Annotated in this window: 18 protein-coding genes and 1 tRNA gene; 8 read left to right on the top strand and 11 right to left on the bottom strand. The window is 67.4% G+C overall.

The features are described 5' to 3' along the window. Window positions 1-9: 9 nt before the first annotated feature. From JIM94_RS11415 to purD, 6 genes are all read right to left on the bottom strand, one after another. Window positions 10-2,460 carry a bifunctional lysylphosphatidylglycerol flippase/synthetase MprF gene (locus tag JIM94_RS11415; RefSeq protein WP_200253425.1) on the bottom strand — a complete coding sequence of 817 codons (2,451 nt, stop codon included), beginning with the start codon at window positions 2,458-2,460 and terminating at the stop codon, window positions 10-12. Window positions 2,461-2,504: 44 nt separating this feature from the next. Then, window positions 2,505-3,770 (bottom strand): alpha/beta hydrolase, encoded by a 1,266-nt coding sequence (locus tag JIM94_RS08905; protein WP_200253428.1) that lies wholly within the window; start codon window positions 3,768-3,770, stop codon window positions 2,505-2,507. Between the two features lie 81 nt (window positions 3,771-3,851). Then, a complete protein-coding gene (gene purB, locus JIM94_RS08910; protein WP_200253430.1) occupies window positions 3,852-5,282 on the bottom strand; it encodes an adenylosuccinate lyase in 1,431 nt (476 codons plus the stop codon). 59 nt (window positions 5,283-5,341) lie between these two features. Continuing rightward, window positions 5,342-6,004, bottom strand: coding sequence for a potassium channel family protein (locus tag JIM94_RS08915; protein WP_200253432.1), 663 nt, complete (start codon window positions 6,002-6,004; stop codon window positions 5,342-5,344). After that, entirely contained in the window at window positions 5,997-7,379 is a 1,383-nt protein-coding gene (locus tag JIM94_RS08920; protein WP_200253434.1) for a TrkH family potassium uptake protein, read from the bottom strand. The genes JIM94_RS08915 and JIM94_RS08920 overlap by 8 nt, the downstream gene beginning before the upstream one ends. 36 nt (window positions 7,380-7,415) lie before the next feature. Continuing rightward, window positions 7,416-8,696: a phosphoribosylamine--glycine ligase gene (gene purD / locus JIM94_RS08925; RefSeq protein WP_200253436.1), complete on the bottom strand. Its 1,281-nt coding sequence runs from the start codon at window positions 8,694-8,696 to the stop codon at window positions 7,416-7,418. Window positions 8,697-8,791: 95 nt separating this feature from the next. Here purD and JIM94_RS08930 point away from each other — a divergent pair, with 95 nt between their 5' ends. From JIM94_RS08930 to JIM94_RS08940, 3 genes are read left to right on the top strand one after another with little or no spacing between them, the layout of a single operon-like run. Then, window positions 8,792-9,217, top strand: coding sequence for an HIT family protein (locus JIM94_RS08930; protein ID WP_200253438.1), 426 nt, complete (start codon window positions 8,792-8,794; stop codon window positions 9,215-9,217). Window positions 9,218-9,222: 5 nt separating this feature from the next. Beyond that, entirely contained in the window at window positions 9,223-10,026 is an 804-nt protein-coding gene (locus JIM94_RS08935) for an esterase/lipase family protein (RefSeq protein ID WP_200253440.1), read from the top strand. A gap of 10 nt (window positions 10,027-10,036) precedes the next feature. Then, the gene (locus JIM94_RS08940) at window positions 10,037-10,762 is read left to right on the top strand and encodes an esterase/lipase family protein (RefSeq protein WP_200253442.1); all 726 of its coding nucleotides are present in this window, start codon (window positions 10,037-10,039) and stop codon (window positions 10,760-10,762) included. 84 nt (window positions 10,763-10,846) lie between these two features. On the opposite strand, the gene JIM94_RS08945 is transcribed toward JIM94_RS08940, so the two are convergent. Both JIM94_RS08945 and JIM94_RS08950 read right to left on the bottom strand, forming a co-directional pair. Then, window positions 10,847-12,253 carry a sensor histidine kinase gene (locus JIM94_RS08945; RefSeq protein WP_200253444.1) on the bottom strand — a complete coding sequence of 469 codons (1,407 nt, stop codon included), beginning with the start codon at window positions 12,251-12,253 and terminating at the stop codon, window positions 10,847-10,849. Then, window positions 12,250-12,963 (bottom strand): response regulator transcription factor, encoded by a 714-nt coding sequence (locus tag JIM94_RS08950; protein WP_200253446.1) that lies wholly within the window; start codon window positions 12,961-12,963, stop codon window positions 12,250-12,252. Before JIM94_RS08950 ends, JIM94_RS08945 begins: the two co-directional genes overlap by 4 nt. A 564-nt stretch (window positions 12,964-13,527) precedes the next feature. On the opposite strand from JIM94_RS08950, the gene JIM94_RS08955 reads away from it, so the two are divergent. From JIM94_RS08955 to JIM94_RS08965, 3 genes are all read left to right on the top strand, one after another. Further along, window positions 13,528-14,787, top strand: coding sequence for an extracellular solute-binding protein (locus JIM94_RS08955; protein WP_200253448.1), 1,260 nt, complete (start codon window positions 13,528-13,530; stop codon window positions 14,785-14,787). A gap of 75 nt (window positions 14,788-14,862) precedes the next feature. Continuing rightward, window positions 14,863-15,771 (top strand): carbohydrate ABC transporter permease, encoded by a 909-nt coding sequence (locus tag JIM94_RS08960; protein WP_234039601.1) that lies wholly within the window; start codon window positions 14,863-14,865, stop codon window positions 15,769-15,771. Further along, on the top strand, window positions 15,771-16,721 hold the full coding sequence (locus JIM94_RS08965; RefSeq protein ID WP_200253451.1) for a carbohydrate ABC transporter permease: 951 nt from the start codon (window positions 15,771-15,773) through the stop codon (window positions 16,719-16,721). Before JIM94_RS08960 ends, JIM94_RS08965 begins: the two co-directional genes overlap by 1 nt. 78 nt (window positions 16,722-16,799) lie before the next feature. Here the strand turns inward: JIM94_RS08965 and JIM94_RS08970 are convergent, their stop codons facing one another. Beyond that, window positions 16,800-17,558, bottom strand: a complete 759-nt coding sequence (locus JIM94_RS08970) for a MerR family transcriptional regulator (RefSeq protein WP_200253453.1) — start codon at window positions 17,556-17,558, stop codon at window positions 16,800-16,802. A 51-nt stretch (window positions 17,559-17,609) separates the two neighbouring features. Continuing rightward, a complete protein-coding gene (locus JIM94_RS08975; RefSeq protein WP_200253455.1) occupies window positions 17,610-19,349 on the bottom strand; it encodes a pyruvate dehydrogenase in 1,740 nt (579 codons plus the stop codon). A 224-nt stretch (window positions 19,350-19,573) separates the two neighbouring features. Here JIM94_RS08975 and JIM94_RS08980 point away from each other — a divergent pair, with 224 nt between their 5' ends. Then, a complete protein-coding gene (locus JIM94_RS08980; RefSeq protein ID WP_200253457.1) occupies window positions 19,574-21,097 on the top strand; it encodes an MFS transporter in 1,524 nt (507 codons plus the stop codon). Next, window positions 21,097-21,639 (top strand): TetR/AcrR family transcriptional regulator, encoded by a 543-nt coding sequence (locus JIM94_RS08985; protein ID WP_200253459.1) that lies wholly within the window; start codon window positions 21,097-21,099, stop codon window positions 21,637-21,639. Before JIM94_RS08980 ends, JIM94_RS08985 begins: the two co-directional genes overlap by 1 nt. Window positions 21,640-21,735: 96 nt before the next feature. Here the strand turns inward: JIM94_RS08985 and JIM94_RS08990 are convergent. After that, window positions 21,736-21,808 (bottom strand) — tRNA-Thr (locus JIM94_RS08990). Between the last annotated feature and the right edge of the window lie 97 nt (window positions 21,809-21,905).

Below are 21,905 nucleotides of genomic sequence, written 5' to 3' on the forward strand. Positions count from 1 at the left end.
CGACACAGTCTAGCCCTGCGCCCATACCCGCGCCACGTGAACGGCCTGGCTGACCTCCATCTGTGGCACATAGCACCGCCCGACCGCCAGACCGATCGACGGCAGAGCGAGTTCATCCCGGTAGCAGAGGTACCAGGATTCGTGTCGGGGATGGAACTTCGACTTGAACGCGGCCAGGGACTTGAAGCCGTAGAGCGGTTCCAGGAACGACCCGACACGGTCCAGCACGGCGGCGACCCCACCGGACTCCGCTCCCCCCGTATGGGCGAGAGGCGCACCCGACAGGGAGATCCACTCGAGCCCGTCCGCCTGGGCCCGCAGCATGGTTTCCGCGATGAGGAACTCCACGACCGGCCGGAACCCCTCCGTGTCCCGGCGCATGAAGTCGAGCATCCGTCCGATGATCCGCCCGTCCCGGCGCACCGGAAGCCAGCTGGTCACCCCGTGCACCCTGTTCTCCCCGTCCAGAGCGAGCATCAGGGCGACGTCCGGTGCGACGATCTCGTCGATCCCGCCGAGGGTGAACCCCATCTCCGGCAGTGCCTTGTCAGCGACCCATTCCTCGGACAACTCGATGATCTGTTCCCGGATGCCGGGGTCGAGTTCGTTCCACGAGGTCCACTGCGCCCGGATCCCCTCCTTCCCGGCGCGGTTGCGCGCGGTCCGGACGTCCTGGAACCTCTTGCCCCGGAACTCCACCTCGGTGGTGTCGCAGATGGCCTCCATGGCCACCTGCACAGACCGGTGGTCCGCCTCCGCACGGGCCGCGGCGAACTCGGAGCGGACCGAGTACCAGGCGACCCTGCGGCCGTTGCCCGCGGCGAAGTCCTCGAAACGGCGGGCGATCTCCTGCGGATCGGCGCCCCCGCACACGACGGGCTCCCCGACCGTGACCGCGACATCGGCGTGCACCCGGTAGGCGACGTAGCCTCCGTCGGTCAGGAAGTACCGGTTCCCGGGCCACAGCGTCATGGCGGAGAGATGGTCTCCCCCGCCACCCCGGAGAAGTTCCGTCGCCAGCTTCCGGTTCCGGTCGTCCTCGGGATCGGCGGTGGAGATCATCGCGGCGAACAGACAGACCGCCACACCGGCCCAGAAGATCACTCCGATCCAGACGGAGAGCAGCCAGCTCAGTTCACCGACCGGGACAAGCTGGTGGTCGATGTTGTCACCGAGGACCGGCGGTATGTAGTGCAGCAGCCAGGAACGGGAGACCGCCGCAAGGTCCGCCCGGGGGAGGAAGTCGTCCCGCAGCGCCATCGCGCCCATCATCCACAGCGCCCCGGTTCCGGCGAGCAGCATCAGGACCCTGACCGCCAGCGTCCTCAGGGCCGTGTGGTGCACGCGGACCCGGAAGAAACGTCGGTACCGGATGAGCAGCCCGAGTGTCACCACCCAGGGGGCGATGACACCGGCGAGGCTCGCCCAGGCGTACACGCCGCCTCCGAGGTCCCCGAGGAGGCTCAGCATCTCGGCGGTGAGAATCACGACGGTCACGGCCTGGGTGACGACGGCCGCCCCGAACGCGAGACGACGCCCACGGGCGATCCCCAGGGCGATGACGGCCATGAGGATGACGGGCAGCTGGTTGAGCAGGAACGGACCGAGTCCGGATTCCCGCAGTTCATTCATCGCCTCGGCGCAGACAACGGAATTCGGCTCCGCACCACAGATCTCGAGGGCGTTCCGGGGGCTGAAATCCGGATCGAAGGTCAGCACAGCGACCCCGGAGAAGGGCCCGGCCGAGTCGGGGTTCAGGCCCGCGACCAGTGGCCCGACCGCCACGACCAGCATCGCGAGGGCGAGCAGCGTCCGCACCTCCCGGAAGGAGACGGCACCCGGGCGGAGGGACCGCTCCACGAGCCACTGCCCGATGAGCAGCCCGATGACCACGGCCGCCAACCGGACGAAGTCGGCGACGATCCCCGAGTAGAGGAACAGGGTCAGGGAGAAGGCAAGGACGATCGCGCGGACACGGCGACGCCAGAGCGCCTTCATCGACGCCGAGGCGAATGCCGCGGTACCGAACACCCAGGACACGGGCGTGAGAGTGTGCTGGCCGGAGAGAATCTCCCCCCAGTGACTGCCCGTCGCGACGATCACCTGTGCCACGGTCAACCCGGTGATCACCGCGAAAGCCTGGACCACGACGGCGGCGATGGCGTACCTGTGACTGCCGAGTCTGCGTTCGGCTAGGAGTCCGAGCGTCACCAGGGCGAGGGATCCGAGGAGAACGGAGGAGAGCGTCGATCCGGTGAGCCCCGCGGTGAGGACGGCCCAGGGGTGGAGATTCGGGGCGGCGGCCCCGAGGGCGTCCTCCAGGGCGTCGCCGTCACCCCGCCAGATGAGAAACAGCAGCCAGTTCACGGCCAGCGCGGCGAGCGTGACCGGCGCACCGGCGAGTGTCGCCCCGAGACGACGGAGTCCCGCGGACGCCGTCGTGACGACGCCGCGTCCCACGGCCGGTACGGTGCTCCTCCGTTGTGCCTCCCGTTTCACTCCGGTCATCGGTTGAGACCGCCCCGTTGTGCCGCGAAGTCGAGGGTCTCTCGGAAGGCGTTGCGCCATGTCTTGTAGTCGTGGCTGCCGTCGACGGTGAGGAACTCCGTCTGCATCCCGGCGTCACTGGTGATCCTCTGCATGAACTCGAGATCCCCGATCGCCTCGTGGTCCCCCTTCCCCGCGACGAACCGGCCGGCGATACCGGTGTAGGCGGTCGAGCCCTCCCTGATCGCCTCAGCGAGCTGGTCGGCGGGATTCGCCCTGATGAAGGAGAGCTCACTGCCGCCGAAATAGTCGTCGACCGTCTCCCTGTGGTCGCCGGTCCCGAGCTCGGCCTGTCCGGAGTAGTTGAGGAACGTGCCGTAGGAGTCGGGGTGGTTCACCAGGACCTGGAGTGAACACGTCCCCCCGTAGCTCAGGCCGCCGATCGTCCAGCGGGACTGGTCGGGATCGACCCTGAGTTTCTCCCTGATCCCAGCGGGCACGTCGACGGCGAGCCAGGTCTGGACCTGCCCCCGGTCACTGTCGATGCACAAGGGGTTCGCCCCGAAGCTCCCGGTTCCGTCGACGCTGATGACGATGGGGCTGACACCGTCATGCCGTGCCTGGTAGTCGGCGAGGGTGTCACCGGCACCACCCGCGTTGAACCACTGGTCCGGGGACCCGGGGTTCCCCGCGAGAAGCACGATGACGGGCAGTTCCAGGTCCGGGTCCGAGAAGTACGCCGGCGGGATCCACGCGATCGCGTCCCGGTGTGTGAACTCCGACTCGGTCGCCTCGAGCGGGAGCGTCACCAGGGAGGCGGCATCGTGGCCGTTGATCTGCGGGGCGACGGTCCTGTCACGGAATTCCGCGTAGCTCATCTCGACGGAGACGGGTGTCGGGTCCAGGGAACGCAGAGTGGGGTAGCTCTGGTAGATCTGGTTGACCACCGCTGCGGTGGCCACCAGACCGAGGACCGAGGGCACGACCAGGAGCAGGCGCCTGCCCTTCTGCAGGACCAGGCAGCCGACGACGAAGAAGGCCACCGCTCCGGCGGCGTAGATCCGGAACGGCAGCGAGTCCGGGAACGGCCGCCAGAGGTGCTCGATGACGAGCCAGGACACGGCGGCGAGTCCCACCCCGGCGCCCACCGCCCACAGGGTCCGCCGTCTGAGCCCGGTTCTCCGTGCGCCGACGGCGGCGAGAACACCGATGGAGGTGAGCACGAGAACGGTCACCGTGACGGCGACGGGACCGGTGAGCGGTATGGCGGGTAATTCGATCATGCCGATGAATCTAGCCCGTCGACCCACCACCGTGCTTGCGGGAGCCTGTCAGCCGGCTGTGCACCGGCGTGGCGGGGACCGTCAGAGAATCTCGCCGGGACGGTAGGACGCCGCGACCGGGTGCCGGTTCACCAGGTCCTGGATCCGGGTCAGCACCCTGGAGACCTGGCTCTCCGCCGCACCGATGAACGCGTGGCGGTCAGCCAGTGCCTCGGTGAGCTGCTCCCGGTCGAGGGGGAGCCGGTCATCGGCGGCGAGGCGCTCGACCAGATCCTGCTCGCCGCCGTTCTCCCGCATGTTCAGCGCGCAGGCGACGGCGTTGTCCTTGATCACCTCGTGTGCGGTCTCCCGGCCGACGCCCGCGCGGACGGCGGCCATGAGGATCCGGGTGGTCGCCAGGAACGGCAGGTAACGCTCGAGCTCGCGGTCGATCATCGCCGGGAACGCACCGAACTCGTCGAGGACGGTGAGGAAGGTCTCGAACTGTCCGTCGAGGGCGAAGAAGGCGTCGGGCAGCGCGACCCGTCGGACGACGGAACAGAACACGTCACCCTCGTTCCACTGCTGGCCGGACAGGTCCGCGAGCATGGTGAGGTAGCCGCGCAGAATGATCTGGAGACCGCCGACGCGCTCACACGAGCGGGCGTTCATCTTGTGGGGCATGGCGGAGGAACCGACCTGCCCCTCCCTGAACCCCTCCGTGACGGTCTCGTTGCCCGCCATGAGGCGGATCGTGTGCGCCAGGGACGACGGGCCGGCTCCGAGCTGGACGAGCGCGGAGACGGCGTCGAAGTCGAGGGAACGGGGATAGACCTGTCCGACGGAGTCGAAGACCCGGGAGAAACCGAGGTGATCGGCGATACGGGTCTCCAGGGACGCGAGTTTGGTCTCGTTGCCGCCCATGAGATCGAGCATGTCCTGCGCCGTCCCCATCGGCCCCTTGATCCCGCGGAGCGGGTAGCGCGCCAGGAGTTCCTCCGTGCGTTCCACGGCGACCAGCATCTCATCCGCCGCCGACGCGAAGCGCTTGCCCAGGGTGGTGGCCTGTGCGGCGACGTTGTGCGAACGCCCGGCCATCACGACCGACCGGTATCCGGCGGCGTGCTCACCGATACGTGCGATGACGGCGACGGCCTTGTCCCGGACGAGTTCCAGGGAGCGGTGGATCTGGAGCTGTTCGACGTTCTCGGTCAGATCCCGGCTCGTCATCCCCTTGTGGATCTGCTCGTGCCCGGCGAGGGCGTTGAACTCCTCGATGCGGGCCTTGACGTCGTGGCGGGTCACCCGCTCACGTTCGGCGATCGACTCCAGATCAACGCTGTCGATGACCTGCTCATAGGCGGTGATGGCATCTGCCGGGATGTCCACCCCGAGGTCCTTCTGGGCCTTCATGACCGCGATCCAGAGCTGACGCTCCATGATGATCTTGGCTTCCGGGCTCCACAGATTGGTCAGTTCGGTGGACGCGTAGCGGGTGGACAGGACGTTGGCGATCTTCTTCTTTGCGGGCACCGGACCATTATCGCACGCCGGGGAACCCCGACTCCGGGAATCGACCGGTTTCGGGTGGATCAGCCCGCCTCGACGAACGCCTCCAGCAGCTCGGGATCACCCGCCGCGATCACGAGATCACCGGAGCGGATCGTCTCGTCGGGTCCGGCCGCGACGAACCGGGCACCGGGATGCCGGACGGCGACGATGTGGATTCCCCGGGGCACGGCGCTGATCTTCTTTCCGAGCATCGACATCGGCGGGGCGAGCTTGACGACGGCGAAATCCCGGTCGAACTCCGCGTACTCCTCGACGTTGCCGGTCATGAGGTGGGCGATACGCCGACCGGTGTCCCGTTCGGGCCGGATGACGTGGTGCACCCCGATCTGGGTGAGGATCTTCGCGTGGGCGTCACCGTCCGCCTTCGCCCACACGTTGGGTACCCCCAGTTCGATGACCGCGGACGCCGTCAGCAGGGAAGCGGCCATGTCTGATCCGATACCGACGACGACCCGCTGGCACTCGTGCACCGACAACTGACGCAGCGCCTCGATGTTCGTGGTGTTCGCGATCGTCGCATGGGTGAGGACGCCGGCGGCCGCTGAGACGACGTCCTCGCGGTCGTCGACACCGAGAACCTCGACGCCGGAGGCGACGAGTTCCTCCCCCAGCGCCAGGCCGAAACGGCCGAGACCGAGGATGACGACGGGGGGCAGGGAACGGCGTTGCAGGAAGCTAACCAATGTGGGGCCTTTCAACGGGGTGCGAGTAGAGGATGCCGTTGCGGTTGCGGACCGCGAGCGCGGCGACGAGGGTGATCGGGCCGATACGGCCCGCGTACATGAGTGGAACGAGGAGAAGCTGCCCGGCGGCGGGCAGGTCAGAGGTGATACCCGTGGACAGGCCGACGGTGGCGAAGGCGCTGACCACCTCGAAGACGATGCGGTTCGTGGTGATTCCCGGGGCGATGACCAGCATGATCCCGATGGCACCGGCCACCGACACCCCGGCGAGCACGGTCACGGTGAGTGCCTGCCTGATCGTGCGCTGCGGAATCCTGCGGCTGTACGCGGAGACGTGCTCCGCACCCCGGATCTCCGCGATGACGACGGCGACCAGGACCGCGACGGTGGTCACCTTGACCCCGCCCGCCGTGCCCCCGGAGCCGCCGCCGATGAACATGAGGACATCGGTGAGCAGCAGACTCGAGGGGTGGAACTCGCCGACATCGACGGTGTTGAAACCGGCGGTTCGGGTGGTCACCGACTGGAAGAAGGAGTTCAGCAGTTTGTCCCCGACACTGAACTCGGCGAAGACACCCCGCCATTCCAGGACCGCGTAGCCGACCCAACCGGAAAGAATGAGGACCGCGCTACCGGTGAGGGCGAATCGGGCGGTCAGGGACATCTGGGGAAGCCTGCTGATCCCCTGCGTGCGACGCCGGACCCGCAGCGCGATCTCGAGCAGCACCGGGTACCCGAGGCCCCCGATGACGATCGCCGCGGCGACCGGCAGCACGATCCCGGAGTCCCGGGCGTAGGGGACGAGGTTGTCGGAGCGGAGACCGAAACCGGCGTTGTTGAATGCGGAGACCGCGTGGAACCCGCCCTCCCAGATGCTCGCCAACCAGTCGAAACCGTAGGAGTGGAAGCGGAGGGTCAGGGCGACGGCGACGATGAACTCGGCGACGAAGGTGAACGTGACCGTCGCGACGAGGAGGGTCCGGACGTCACCCAGATGGATGCCCCGCCCCTCGGCGGCGGCGTTGAGCCTGGACTTCACCCCGATCCGACCGGCGACCACCCACGAGGTGAACGTGGCCAGGGTCATGATCCCGAGACCGCCGAGCTGGATCAGGACGACGATCACCGCCTGCCCGAAATGGGACCAGTAGGTGGCGGTGTCGACGACGATCAGGCCCGTCAGGCACACCGCCGAGGTCGCGGTGAACAGGGCCGTCACGATGTCCGCGCCCCCGTCCCCGGCGCGGGCGGCGGGGAGCAGGAGCAGGAGGGTACCGGACGTGATCAGGACGGCGAATGCCCCGGCCACGAGCCGGGCCGGGCTGAGTGGCCGACGGCGGGAACCCGACCGACGGCCCTTGGGTGTTCTACTCACGCCGTAGAACTCTAGACCCCTGAGGCCCCGAACGTGTCAGATCCGGATGCTTCCCTCCACCGCGGGACCCGCGATGTCCGACCGGTAGTGGCCGCCGTCCATCGAGATTCCCCGCAGAATGCCGTAGGCCTCGTCCCGCGCGGACTCGAGATCGGTGCCGGTTCCCACGATGGAAAGTACCCGCCCACCTGCGGAGACGAGTTCCCCGTCGGCGTTCCGGGCGGTTCCGGCGTGGAGGACACCGTCGGTGTCGGCTCCGGTGATGACGTCACCGGAGCGGGGGGAGGCGGGGTAGCCCTGCGCGGCGAGAACGACCGTGAGCGCGTATCCCTCACGCCACGTCAGCGGTGGCTGTTCCGCGAGAGTGCCCTCGGCCACGGACCGCAGCAACCCGGCGAGAGGGGTCTCGAGGAGCGCGAGGACGGCCTGTGTCTCCGGATCCCCGAAACGGCAGTTGAACTCGACGACCGCCGGGCCGTCCGCGCCCCAGGCGAGGCCCGCGTACAGCAGTCCGGAGTAGGGGCAGCCACGCCGGGCCATCTCCTCGGCCACGGGGGTGACGACCTCCCGGACGATCCGGTCGACGGCCCCCTCCGGCAGCCACGGCAGCGGGGCGTACGCGCCCATGCCACCGGTGTTCGGCCCCTCATCGTTGTCCCGCACCCGCTTGTGGTCCTGGGCGGGCAGCAGGGGGACGACGGTGGTCCCGTCGACCAGACAGAACAGGGAGACCTCGGGGCCGTCGAGGAAACTCTCGAGGAGCACCGGGTTGCCGGAGGCGTGGACGGCCCGGACGTGCGCGACCGCTTCTTCGCGGTCGGGGGTCACGACGACGCCCTTCCCACCGGCGAGACCGTCATCCTTGACCACCCAGACGGGGCCGAAGCGGTCGACGGCGGCGGCGATCTCCCCGTCGGAGACACCGGGTTCGAGAGCTTCGGCGTGGGCTGTGGCGACACCGGCCGCGGCCATGACGTCCTTGGCGAAGGCCTTGGATCCCTCGATGCGGGCGGCTTCACGCCCGGGGCCGAACACCGCGATCCCCGCGTCCCGCAGGGCGTCCGCGACGCCGGCGACGAGCGGTATCTCCGGTCCGATGACCACGAGGTCGGCGCCGATGCCACGTGCGAGGGCCGTGACCTGCGCCGGATCGTCGACCTTCAGGGGGTTTCCGTCGATCTCGGTGTGTCGGGTCGCCAGGGGGGCCATGCCGGTGTTTCCCGGGGCGACGTGAAGTTCTGGTCCGATGGGGTCCTGTGCCAGGCCACGCAGCAGTGCATGCTCGCGGGCGCCGGATCCGATGACGAGGATTCGCATGCCCACCATCCTACCGCCGCAGGTCGTCCCCCTCGGGAGGAACATCGTTACCGAGGGGCGGCGCCGATGCCCCCGGGCCGCTACCCTGGACAGGTATGAGCAGCGTATTCACGAAGATCATCAACGGCGAGATCCCCGGCAGGTTCGTCTGGCGGGATGACAGGGCGGTCGCCTTCCTGACCATCGAGCCCCTGGCGTACGGACACGTCCTGGTCGTCCCCGTCGAGGAGGTGGACCGGTGGACCGATCTCGACCAGCGCACGTGGGGTCACCTGAACGAGGTCGCCCAGATGGTGGGCTCCGCGATCCCGGAGTGTTTCGACGTGCCCCGCGCCGGGTACATCATCGCCGGTTTCGAGGTTCCGCACGCCCACATCCACGTCTTCCCCACCTCCGGAATGGCCGACTACGACTTCAAACGCGTCATTCCCGCCGATCAGACCGATCCCGCGAAGATGGATGAGGCGGCGGCGAAGCTCCGCGTCGCCCTCGGCACCGACGACGACGGCCGGCCCGCTTGAGGGATATGGCCGCACGACTCCCCCGGCTGATCCCCGAGCTCGATGTCTCGGTTCCGGTCGGTGCCCGGCTGCGGGTCCGTGGCTGGGTGGAGGATGACTGGCGCGCCCGCCCCACGCCGGAACGCCCGTGGCCGGTCGTCCTGATCCACGGGACCACGGTCACCAGCGGTGATTTCGAGGATCTGACAGCGCAGCTCCGTGCCCTGGGGTGGGCGGTGTTCGTCCCCGACTACGGGAACCGGGCGACGAATCGGATCGAGGACTCGGCGGAACAGGTCGGGGCCTACATCGACCAGGTCCTCCACGCGACCGGGGCGGACCAGGTCGTCATCGTCGGGCACTCACAGGGCGGGGTCCTGGCCCGATGGTGGATGCGGATGCTGGGTGGCGCACACCGGGTCCGGCACCTCGTGTGCCTGGCGAGCCCGAACCACGGCATCCGGGAGGCGGGCCTGCTGAAGCCGCTGGTGCACACCGAGCTGCAGGCCGAACTGACGAACCGCGCGACGACGACGGTGTTCGGCCCGGCCGGCCGTCAGCAGTTCACCGGTTCCGCACTGCTCACGGCCCTCAACGCCGACGGGGACACCGATCCCGGGGTCGGGTACACCTGCATCGCCACCAGGACCGACGCCACCGTGGTCCCGGCCGACTCCTGCTTCCTCGACGGCCCGGACGTCGAGAACATCTGGCTGCAGGATCTCCATCCCCGCGCCGTCGTCTTGCACACGGAAATGCCGCGGAGCAGAATTGTGCGCACCCTCGTCGCGGAGACACTCGAAGCTCTGCGGCCCGATCACTCCGCCTGAAGGGGACACCGTGAACCTCGCCCTGCTCATCCCCCGTCGGGGCATCCTGCCTGAGCCACTTCCCGCGACGCCCGGGGACATTCCCGTGGTGCTCCTCCACGGCACGGTGAGTTCGCCGGGCAACTTCGCGCTCATCGCGGCCAGACTCAGGGACGAGGGCCGACGGGTCATCGGTGTGGAGTTCGGCCACCGGGGGACCGACCGCCTCGAACTGTGCCTCCTGGACATCGTCACCACGCTGGAACGGGAACTCGAACCGGGGCAACGGTTCGACATCGTGGGTCATTCGCTCGGTGGACTCATGGGGCTCCGGCTCGCGCACCTGCCGCAGTTCGCCGGCCGGGTCCGGACACTGGTCGGGCTCGGGGCGTGTTTCCGGGGCCAGCCGGTCGCGTGGAATCCTCTCGTCCGCGCGCTCGTCACGGCGGTCACCGGACCGTCCCTCGTCCAGCTGATGTGTGACGCCGAGATCGACGCGCCGATTCCGGAGGGGGTCCGGGTCATCTCGATCATCTCGGACAATGACCGGATCGTCGATCCGAGTTCGTCACGGATCGGGGAGGTCCGTTGGGTCGAGGGAACCTCCCACGCGCTCCTGACCCTCCACGCCGAGGAGGTCGCCCGCGCGCTGGCGGACGGTGCCGCCGATCCGCACGGGATCTCCGACCCGGACGACATCGACCAGGATCTGGGCGCGACGGGTCACGAGACGTCCCGGCGCGTGGAGAACATCTGACCGTACCGGTCCCACGACCGCGTCTCCGGACGTGCCCCGCCGGACCGTTGCACCATTGCGTACGGCACAGACGGCCCGCCCCGGTCAGTGCCCGGGTTCCGCCACCGGCGGCCCGGACACCGCCGGAAGCGTCACGGTGAACACCGCGCCTTCGCCCGGCGCGCTGCGCACCTCGACGGTCCCACCGTGGGACTCCGTCAGTGATTTCACGATGGCGAGACCGAGTCCGGAGCCACCGGACGCCCGGGACCGGGAGGCGTCCGTCCGGTAGAACCTCCCGAAGATGTGGCGGGAGTCCTCTTCGCTCATGCCGACGCCGTCGTCGGCGACCGTCACCAGAACGGACCCCTCCTTCAGGGACAGGCCGACGGTGACACGGGCGTCGGGGCCACCGTGGATCAGTGCATTGCCCACCAGGTTCACGATGATCCGGTGCAGACGCTGCCGGTCACCGGCGACGAACGGTGTTTCCGTCGTCGTGTCGACCACCCGGATCGTCCGTTGCGGGTGGGCCGCACGCAGGGAGGTGACGACATCGAGGCAGACGGGCCGCATGTCGACGGGCACCGGGTCCATCGGCGCCTGCTCCGCACGGGTGAGTGCGAGCAGGTCCTCGACGAGGACCCCCATGCGGCCCGCCTCCTGTTCTATGCGGTCGAGCACCATGTCCGCGTCCCGTGTCGCGCCCGACCTGTAGAGCTCCGCGAAACCCCGGACACCGGTCAGCGGGGTCCGGAGTTCGTGGGAGGCGTCCCCCACGAAACGCCGCATCTGCTCCTCCTTCCGCCGGGCGGAGTCGATGGACTGCTGCAACCGGGTGAGCATGGTGTTCAGGGAGAAGGCGAGCTGTCCCACCTCCGTCGAGGTGGGCCATTCCGGCACCCGACGACTCAGATCCCCACCGGCGATGGCGACGGCGGTGGTCTCCACCTCCCGGAGCGGTCGGAGTGCCCGCCGGACGATCCACTGGGCGATTCCCCCCACTGCGACGAGAACAACCATGCCGACGATGAGCTGGAAGAAGAGCAGCGAGCGGAGCATCGACGTCTCCACGGCCAGGGAGTATCCGACGACGGTGGTGACACCGTCACGGGAATCGGCGACGACCCGCCACCTGATGTCTTCGGCGGAACCGGGCGCCGACTCCACCGTGACGGGATACTGCCCGGGGACGACCCCGTCGATGAGGGGGGCACTGTCACTGTCGTTGAAGGTCAGGGTCGTGCCGTCCGGGTAGATCTTCTCCAGGTAGTAGACGCTGGGCAGACGCGGACCGTCCACGTCGAGCCGGGGAATGTCCCGCCCCGCCCAACCGTGGAGTGCCCCGCCCAACTGGTCGTCGATCTGGACGTAGATGTAGTCCCGCATGACGCCGGTGACGAACACAGCGGACAGGCCCAGGCCGGTGGCCGTCATGAGCAGGACGATGATGATGAGACGGACCCGCAGCGGCAACCTGGCCCGCCATCCACCGGGGACCGCCGCGCTCATGACCGGGGTGTGCGCAGCACGTAGCCGACACCACGAACGGTGTGGATGAGGTGGGGTGCCTCGGTGTCGATCTTCCGCCGCAGGTAGGAGATGTAGGATTCGACGACATTCCCGTCCCCGCCGAAGTCGTAGTGCCACACGTTGTCCAGTATCTTGGCCTTGCTGAGGACCACCTCCGCATTGAGCATCAGGTACCTCAGGAGATTGAACTCCGTCGGGGACAGGTCGACGATCCGTCCCGCCTTGGTCACCTCGTGGGTGTCGTCGTTGAGGGTGAGGTCGGCGTAGCCCAGGGTGGCGTCGGAGGATCCGTCATCGAGGAGTCGACCCCGGCGGAGGATGACGCGGAGCCGTGTGATGACCTCCTCCAGGGAGAACGGTTTGGTGACGTAGTCGTCCGCACCGATGGTCAGACCGTGGATGCGGTGCTCCACGGCGTCCTTCGCCGTGAGGTAGAGGACCGGGCCGTCGAACCCCTCGGAACGGAGTTTGCCCAGCAGTTCGAAACCGTCCATTCCGGGCATCATGACATCGAGAATGAACGCGTCCGGGGTGCCGGCCCGGGCCACCCGCAACGCCTCCTGCCCGGAACCTGCGGTGAGTACCGCGAAGCCCTGGAATTTCAGGCTCACCGCCAGCAACTCGACGATGTTCGGCTCATCATCGACGACGAGGACCGTCACCGGTGTGTCCTTCGTGGACTCCAACATTCTCACCGCTCCCTCATTCTCCGCGTTCTCTGCCATCCCATGATCCCCGTGATCCCGCGATCGTGCGTTCTCTCCGTGGTCTCCGCCAACCGGCGTGCATTCCCGTCCACTACACACGCACGCCGTGTGTAATCACCGTGGTGCAGCTGTGACAGTCCTGTGAATGCGGTGCCCGCACCTCAGCCACCCCATCCACATCAGGAGCCGCCGAAAAATCAGGTCCACCCCCACCCACCCCCTTTTTCACCCATGCAGCGGGGCTGCGACCCCACAAAGATAGTATCTTTTAGCGATCACCCCCACCTGGCGATACCGTCTGCAATGGTGATTGTTTGGACCAACTTGAATCACCGCACCACCCCCGCCACCCCCGTACCACTGAACATCCACCACCCCAAAAGTACGTAACGAAAAGGTTACAAAAAGATGATCCCGGCTGAGCACGGGACGAAACTCACCGATACTCACAACAACAGGAGCGGAGCGGTCCCGTGCGGGGCCGCACCACACTCGTTTCATGTTCCGGTACGGCACCGTGCCGGAACCGAGGAAAGGTACACACTCATGCGTCCATTCATCATCCGCGTCGCGGCCACCACCGTCGCCGCCGGCATGGCCCTCGCCGGTCTCTCCGCCTGCGGCAGCGGAGGCTCCTCCGGTTCAGGCGGTGCGGACGGCTCCACCGAGATCAATCTCCTCGTGCCCTCCTACTCCGATGACACGAAGGCACTGTGGGAGAACATCATCTCGGGATTCGAGGCCGATCACCCGGATGTCACGGTCGATCTCCAGGTCGAGTCCTGGGAGAACATCAACGACGTGATGCGGAACAACGTCCAGGCCAACAAGACCCCGGACATCCTCAACATCGACTCCTTCACCGACTACGCATCCGAGGACCTGCTCTACCCGGCCGAGGATGTCGTGTCCGCCGAGACGCTCGAGAACATCCAGCCCTCGTTCCGGGAGAACGCCTCCATGGACGGCACCCAGTGGGGCCTGCCGCTCATCGCGTCGGCACGCGCACTGTTCTACAACAAGGACCTCTTCGAACAGGCCGGGATCTCCGAGCCCCCGGCGAACTGGAATGAGCTCCGCGACGACGCACTGGCCATCAAGGAACTGGGACTTCCCGGTGTCGACGGCTACGGCATGCCGCTCGGCAACGAGGAGGCCCAGGGTGAGACGGCCGTGTGGTTCTTCGGGGCCGGCGGCGGCTACGCCGAGAACGGGGAGATCACCATCGACTCCGCGAAGAACCTCGAGGGTGCCACCTTCATGAAGGAACTCATCGACGCCGGTGCCACCCAGGCCAACCCCGGGTCCTCCCAGCGCACCCCCCTCGGCAAGACCTTCTTCCAGGGCAAGGTCGGCATGGTCATCGGCCTCCCCCAGTACAAGAAGCTCATCGAGGAGCAGAATCCCGACCTCAACTACGGTGTCGCCCCGATCCCCACCAAGGACGGCAATTCCATGACCCTCGGGGTCGCCGATCACCTCATGGTGTTCAGGAACGACGAGGACGCCGCCAAGCAGGAGGCCGTCCGTGAGTTCCTCGACTACTTCTACAGCGACGACGTCTACACCGACTTCGTCGGCACCCTCGGTTTCATCCCGGTCACCGTCACCGGTGGCGAGAAGATGAAGTCCGACGAGACCATCGAGGAATTCATCCCGCTGCTGCCGGACGCCCGCTTCTACCCCTTCACCAACCCCGACTGGCAGGCCGCCCAGGGCGCGATCCAGTCCAACATCGGCCGGATCGAGTCCACGGACCCCGCTGAGGTCCTCGAGACGATCCAGACGCAGGTCGAACAGGGCTAACCGCCCGACAAGCCCTCCGTGGGGGCGACGGTCGCCCGTCGCCCCCACACCCGTCCCTACAGCGATTGGATTCTCATGGCTCGTCTCCGACAGGACAAGCGGACCTTCCGGGACACACTGCGGGCCCTCCCCTGGCTGGCACCCGTCCTGCTCCTGTTCGCCGGCATCGTGGTGTACCCGATGGGTCTCATGGTCTACAACTCGACCCGGACGATCAGCCGGATCGGCGTCGACAAGGGCAGTGCCGGATTCGACAACTTCGCCCATGTCCTGAGCGACCCCGCGCTCCCCCGGGTTCTGCTGAACACCGTGATCTGGGTCGTGTCCGTGGTGGTCCTCACGATCCTCATCTCCCTCGCCCTCGCGAACTTCCTCAACAAGGTCTTCCCCGGACGGCAACTCGTCCGCCTCGCGGTGATCATCCCGTGGGCGGCGTCGGTCGTCATGACGACCACGGTCATCTACTACGCCCTGGAACCGAAACTCGGCATCGGGCAACAGTTCCTCCACGACATAGGCCTGACGGAGAGCACCGACTACGGATTCACCAAGCAACCGGTTCCCGCGTTCACCATCGCCATCCTCGTCGCGGTGTTCGTCTCCCTGCCCTTCACCACCTACACGATCCTCGCGGGCCACGCCGCCATCGGACACGACGTCATCGAGGCCGCCCGTGTCGACGGAGCCAGCCGCACCAGGATCTACTTCTCGATCATCCTGCCCCAGCTGAAGTCGGCGATCGCCGTGGCGACCACGATCAACATCATCAACGTCTTCAACAACCTGCCGATCCTCCAGGTGCTGACGGGGTCGATCCCCGGCAACGCCGCGGACACCACGACGACGCTGCTGTTCAAGTACATCCGTAACCGGGGCCACCTCGACTGGGCCTCCGCCCTGTCGGTGATCAACCTGATCATCATGGTCGTGCTCATCGGTTTCTACCTTTACTTCACCAAACCCATGAAGGGAGTGGACGACTGATGCCCGGCGCCATCCAGAAGCCAGTGCCAGACGGAGCCGTCAGCGGCTCCACCGGATCCACGAACACGCCGAAACGGAACCGTGCGTCGTGGTTCGCCCGGCACAGCGAACAGCCCGCCCCCGGTGCGCGGCCGCACACGACACTCCGTGTCATCGGCGGACTGCTGATCCTCGCGGTGTTCATCCTCCCCTACGCGGTGATGCTCCTCGGGTCCCTGAAGTCCCGGGCGGAGGTTCTCGGGATACCCCCGACGTACATCCCGGAGAACTGGCACTTCGACAACTACATCTCGATGTGGTCCACCCCGGAGACACCCGTGGGCATGAACGTGTTCTCCACGGTGCTCATCGCCGGGGTCTCCACGTTGATCGTGCTGTGCGTGGCCATGCCCGCCGCGTACTACACCGCACGGTTCCGGTTCCCGGGGCGCGGGGCCTTCCTCTTCGTCGTGCTGCTGACCCAGATGTGCCCTCCCGCGCTCGTCGTGGCGGGACTGTTCCGTGAGTTCCAGCTGTTCGGCATCGTCGACACCTACATCGCGATGATCCTGGTGAACTCGGCGTTCAACCTCGCGTTCTCGACGTGGATCATGCACTCCTTCTTCGCCTCGGTGCCGAAGGAGATCGACGAGGCCGCGCAGATCGACGGCTGCGGCCTGTGGACGGTGCTGTTCAGGATCAACCTGCCGCTGGTGTGGCCCGGGATCGTGACCGCCGTGATCTTCACCTTCGTCGCCGCGTGGAACGAGTTCGCCGCGTCCCTGGTGATCCTCTCCTCCGCGGAGAAACAGCCGCTGTCGGTCGCGCTGACCAAGTTCGTCGGCCAGTACGAGACGTCCTGGCAGTACGTCTTCGGAGTGTCGGTGATCGCGATCATCCCGGTGCTGATCCTGTTCGGGTTGATCGAGAAGCAGCTCGTCGGCGGGCTGACCGCGGGGTCGATCAAGTGATCCGCTGAAAACCCGACGAACACGGGCGGGCCCCGGGGCGGTTCATCACCCCGGGGCCCGCCTTCTCGTGCGCGGATGTCACCCCCAGGCGACGGTGTCCGGGTCGATTCCCTCCGCGCGGGCCTTCGCCTCGACGAGCTCGACCAGGTAATCGGCGGCGTCGCCGGTGTACGCGGCGAAACGACCGTCCACGGCGTACATCCGGGCGAGGAGAATCTGCTTCGCCCGGGTGCACGGGTAGAACGTGTCCACCATCGCGGCGTGGCGCTCGATGAGCGCGTCCGCCTCGGCGTCGCCCGGGGCCACCCCACGGTCCCGGGCGTCGACCAGGGCCGCCGCGAAGGCGTCGGTCTCCGCCTTCACCCTGCGGAAGCCCTCGGCGTCCATCGTCTTCATCGCGTCCCGGGCGTGCGACCAGTCCCCGGTGTCGCCCCAACGCTCCTCCGCCTCGGCCTGCCGGGCAGGGTAATCCTCGCCGAATATCGCCTTCTTGTCCTGCATTGTCACGGTGTCCCCTTCCAGGATCGAATCCACTGCCCGGACCATCCGGTGCAGGTGACCTATCCGTCGGACGAGGAGCTCCCGCTGGGTGAGCAGCCGGTCCCGCCTGTCCCCGGGTTCCGCCAGCAGAACGGCGATGTCCCGGAGCGGGACACCGGCCCGCCGGTAGATGAGGATGTCGAGGCCGCGGTCCAGGTCGGCGTCGGTGTACAGGCGGTAGTCGCCGGTCTCCGTGCGCCAACCCGGGCTGAGCAGCCCGATCTCGTCCCAGTGCCGCAGGGTCCGGGCGGTCACGCCCAGTTCCTCCGCGGCCCGTCCAATCGTGTAGTCGGTCACGGACACCACTCTCGGGGTTGCCGCGGCGTGAAGGTCAAGACCGGCCGGTGGTCAGGGGCGCGGGATGTTCCGGAGGTTGCTCATCGCGAGGTCGTACATCCGGCCCACGCCGCCGTCGAGGACCGTGCGGGCGGCCGCCTTGGAGAAGCCCATGACCTGCTCGAGGGTGATGTCCGGCGGGATGGACAGCGCGTTCGGGTCGGTGACGATGTCGATGAGCACCGGCTCGTCGAGGGCGAGGGCCGCGCCGAGTTCGCTCCGGAGCCTGCCCGGGTCGGTGATCCGCACCGAGCGGATGCCGCAGGCTTCGGCGATGGCCGCGAAGTTGACCTCCTCGTGGTCGGTGGCGAATTCGGGGATGCCCTCGACGAGCATCTCCAGTTTCACCATGCCCAGCGAGGAGTTGTTGAACACGATGGTCTTGACCGGCAGCTGGTGCAGCTTCACGGTGAGCAGCTCGCCCATGAGCATCGCCAGCCCACCGTCACCGGACATGGAGATCACCTGGCGTTCGGGGGCCGCGGCCTGGGCTCCGATGGCCTGCGGGAGGGCGTTGGCCATCGTGCCGTGACGGAAGGAGCCGAGCATCGTGCGGTTGCCGGTGGGGTTGTTGATGTAGCGGGCGGCCCACACGTTGCACATGCCGGTGTCGACGGTGAAGATCGCGTCCTCCGCGGCGAGTTCGTCGATGATGTCGGCGGCGTACTCGGGGTGGATCGGGGTGTGGTGCTCGATGTTGCTGGTGTACGCCTCGACGACGTGCTCGATCTTCTTGGCGTGCTCCTTGAGCATCTTGTCCAGGAAGGATCGGTCGTTCTTCTCCTCGATCGAGGGGAGGATGTTCTCGATGGTGGCCTTCACGTCGCCGACGACGGGGTACTTCACCTCGGTGCGCCTGCCGATGTGGGCGCCGTTGATGTCGACCTGTGCGACGTTCCCGCCGGGCAGGAAGTCGTTGTAGGGGAAATCGGTGCCCAGCAGGATCAGCAGGTCCGCCTCGTCGCAGGCGTCGAAGCAGGCCCCGTATCCGAGGAGACCGGACATGCCGACCTCGTAGGGGTTGTCGTGCTGGATGAACATCTTGCCGCCCAGCGCGTGGCCGACGGGGGCCTTGATCTTCTCGGCGAGCGCGAACACCTGCTCCCGTGCGTCGGCACAGCCGACACCGCAGAACAGGGTCACGGTTTTCGCCTCGTTGATCGCCTGAACCAGTTTCGCGGCCTGTTCGGGGTGGGGGAAGACGATCGGGCGGTGCGCGGAGATGACGCTGTTCAGCTCCGGGGTGGGCACGGCGTCCTCGGTGGTGATGTCCCCGGGGACGACGATGACGCTGACACCCCGACCCGCCATCGTGGACTGGATCGCGTTGTGCAGCACACGGGCTCCCTGGGACGGGGAGTTGATCAGCTCGCAGTAGCCGGAGCACTCCCCGAAGATCTGCGTCGGGTGGGTCTCCTGGAAGAAATCGGAGCCGATCTGGAGGGACGGGATGTGGCTCGCGATCGCCAGCACCTTGGCTCCGTTGCGGTGCGAATCGTAGAGCCCCTGGATGAGGTGCGTGTTTCCGGGCCCGCAGGAGCCGGCGCACACGGCGAGTTCACCGGTGACGAGGGAGTGCGCGCCTGCGGCGAAGGCACCCACCTCCTCGTTGCGCACGTGGACCCACTCGATGCTGCTGCGCCGGACGGCATCGACGATGGGGTTGAGACTGTCCCCGACGAGGCCGAAGATCCGGGTGACCCCCTGCCGTTCGAGGGTGGCGACGATCTGTTCGGCGAAACTCTGTGACATGTTCTGCTGTGCTCCTTGTGTGTGCACCCGATTGATTCTCTGTCTGCCCCCATGGTGAACCTCCACGGGCGTTCTCGCCAGGTATCTGGTGTACTGCCCCTCCGGCTTCCGCGCGGGGGAGGCACCGACCCGGTCCGGACCGACGGCGGATGTCGGCGGTGCGGCCGCCACGCGGCCGATCCGGACTCCGACGGCCCGAGTTCCCGACGTGTCGGCGCTCCGGCATGGCGACAAATCAGAAACTTTACCGACCGGATGGTATAGTTACGGTTGTGCCATCCACTTTCTCACTTCCACGCCGCTGGACATTCCTCGCCGTCATCAGTGCCGGACTCCTCCTGATCGGCATCGACAACTCGATCCTCTACACCGCCCTCCCGAGTCTCCGTCAGGATCTCGGCGCCACCTCACACCAGGCCCTCTGGATCATCAACGCCTACCCCCTCGTCATGGCCGGACTCCTCCCCGGAACCGGCGCACTCGGGGACCGGTACGGCCACCGCCGACTGTTCACCGGCGGTCTGGTGGTGTTCGGCGCGGCTTCACTGCTGGCGGCCCTCGCACCGACGGTGACGGTTCTCATCATCGCCCGGACGTGCCTCGCCGTCGGCGCGGCGATGATGATGCCCGCGACGCTGGCACTGATCCGGGTGACATTCACGGATCCCCGGGAGCGCAACACGGCCGTCGGTGTCTGGGGCGCCACGGCCGTTCTCGGCACCGTCGCCGGACCACTCCTCGGGGGCCTGCTCCTGGAGTGGTTCTGGTGGGGGTCGGTGTTCCTCATCAACATCCCGATCACCCTCATCGCACTGTTCGCCCTGCCGTTCACCGCGCCACCGAACCGGGTCAACCCCGACAGACGCTGGGACGCCCTGTCCTCCCTGCTGGCACTCGTCACACTGTCCGGATCCGTGCTCGCCATCAAACTCACCATCGGAGCCCACCCTGATCCTGCGATCGCCGTCGCCGCGGCACTGACCGCGGCGGTCGGTGCCGTTGCGTTCCGACGGCGACAGCTCGCACTCTCCGAACCACTGATCGATTTCCGGATCTTCCGGCAGCGGGCCTTCAGCGGCGGCGTTCTGGCCGCCGGGTCGGCGACCTTTCTCCTGGCGGGCACGGAACTGCTGATAACCCAACGTTTCCAGCTGGTGTCCGGTTACAGTCCACTCCAGGCGGGCGGCCTCGCCGCGGCAATCTCGATTTCGGCCTTTCCCACGGCGCTGGCCGGTGGAATCCTCCTCCGCCGCCTCGGGTTCCGGACCCTGATCGTCGGCGGATTCGCCACCTGCACGACAGGGTTCACAGTGTTCCTCGCGGGCCATCAACTGGGGGTTCCCGCGGTGTTCATCGCGGGTCTGATGATCGTGGGCGCCGGCGCCGGCGCGACACTCCCGGTCGCCTCCATCGCGATTCTCGGCGGTGCGGGCCCGTCCCGGGCGGGCATGGCTTCCGCGATCGAGGAGGTGTCCTACGAATTCGGTGCGCTCCTCTCCGTCGCCGTGCTCGGCAGTCTGCAGGCCGCCTTCTACGCCGCACGTGCCCCCTCCGCGGCCGGGGAAGGCGTCGAACAGGCACTTGCGACGGGATCACAGACCGTCATCGATGCCGCGCGTGTCGCCTTCGAACACGGTTTCAACCTGATCATGGTGATTGTCACCGTCTTGAGCGCACTCGGTACCGTGGGTATGGCCCGGATCTTCACCGGGCGTACCGTCGACAGTGTGAAGGAGATCCGGCACTGATGCGTCCGAGCAGACGCGACCACATCCTGACATCGGCGATCGCACTCATCGAGGAACACGGACTCAACGCGGTGTCCCTCGAATCGGTCGCCGAACGGGCCGGGATCAGCAAGGGTGGGCTGATGTACCACTTCCCCACCCGGCAGGAACTGCTCCTCGGGATCGTCGGATCCCTCGCCGACGACTGGGAGGAGCAGCTCCGGGAACTCGCCGGTGGGACGGCCGACAGCGTCGACGCGGACACCCGGCTCCGTGCGTACGTGCTGTCCATGGCGACGTCCGTCACCCGGGCGGAACTCATGCTCACCCTGGAGACCACACAGAACCCGGACCTGGGGGACGCCTGGCAACCGGTCCTCTCCCGCTGGGCCCCCGACGTCTCCGACACCGACACCGAAGCCGGTCGTCTCCGCTATCTGAAGGTGCTCGCGGCGGAGGGGCTGTGGCTCCACGACGCCCTCGACCACCGCACCATGACCGCCCGGCAACGCACCAGCATGACGGAGGCGATTCTCAACCTCGGCACCGCCGACCCGGACTGACACGGACGGTGCCGCCCGGGAGTCTCCGGAGGGACCGGGAGACGGGAGAACCGCAGTGGCTGCGGTACGGGTGCGGCCACTGCGGTTCTCCGGGTGAGCTGGAGATGGGACTCGAACCCACAACCACCGGTTTACAAGACCGGTGCGCTACCAATTGCGCCACTCCAGCAACGCCCCGGACCGTGTGTCCGGGGCACGCGAGGATGATACCGGACGATCCCCGTCCAAGTCCAAGACCTGCACCACCCGGGGTCTGTTCCGTGCGG

Origin of the sequence: Corynebacterium pygosceleis (assembly GCF_016595275.2) — a bacterium.
Lineage (GTDB): Bacteria > Actinomycetota > Actinomycetes > Mycobacteriales > Mycobacteriaceae > Corynebacterium > Corynebacterium pygosceleis.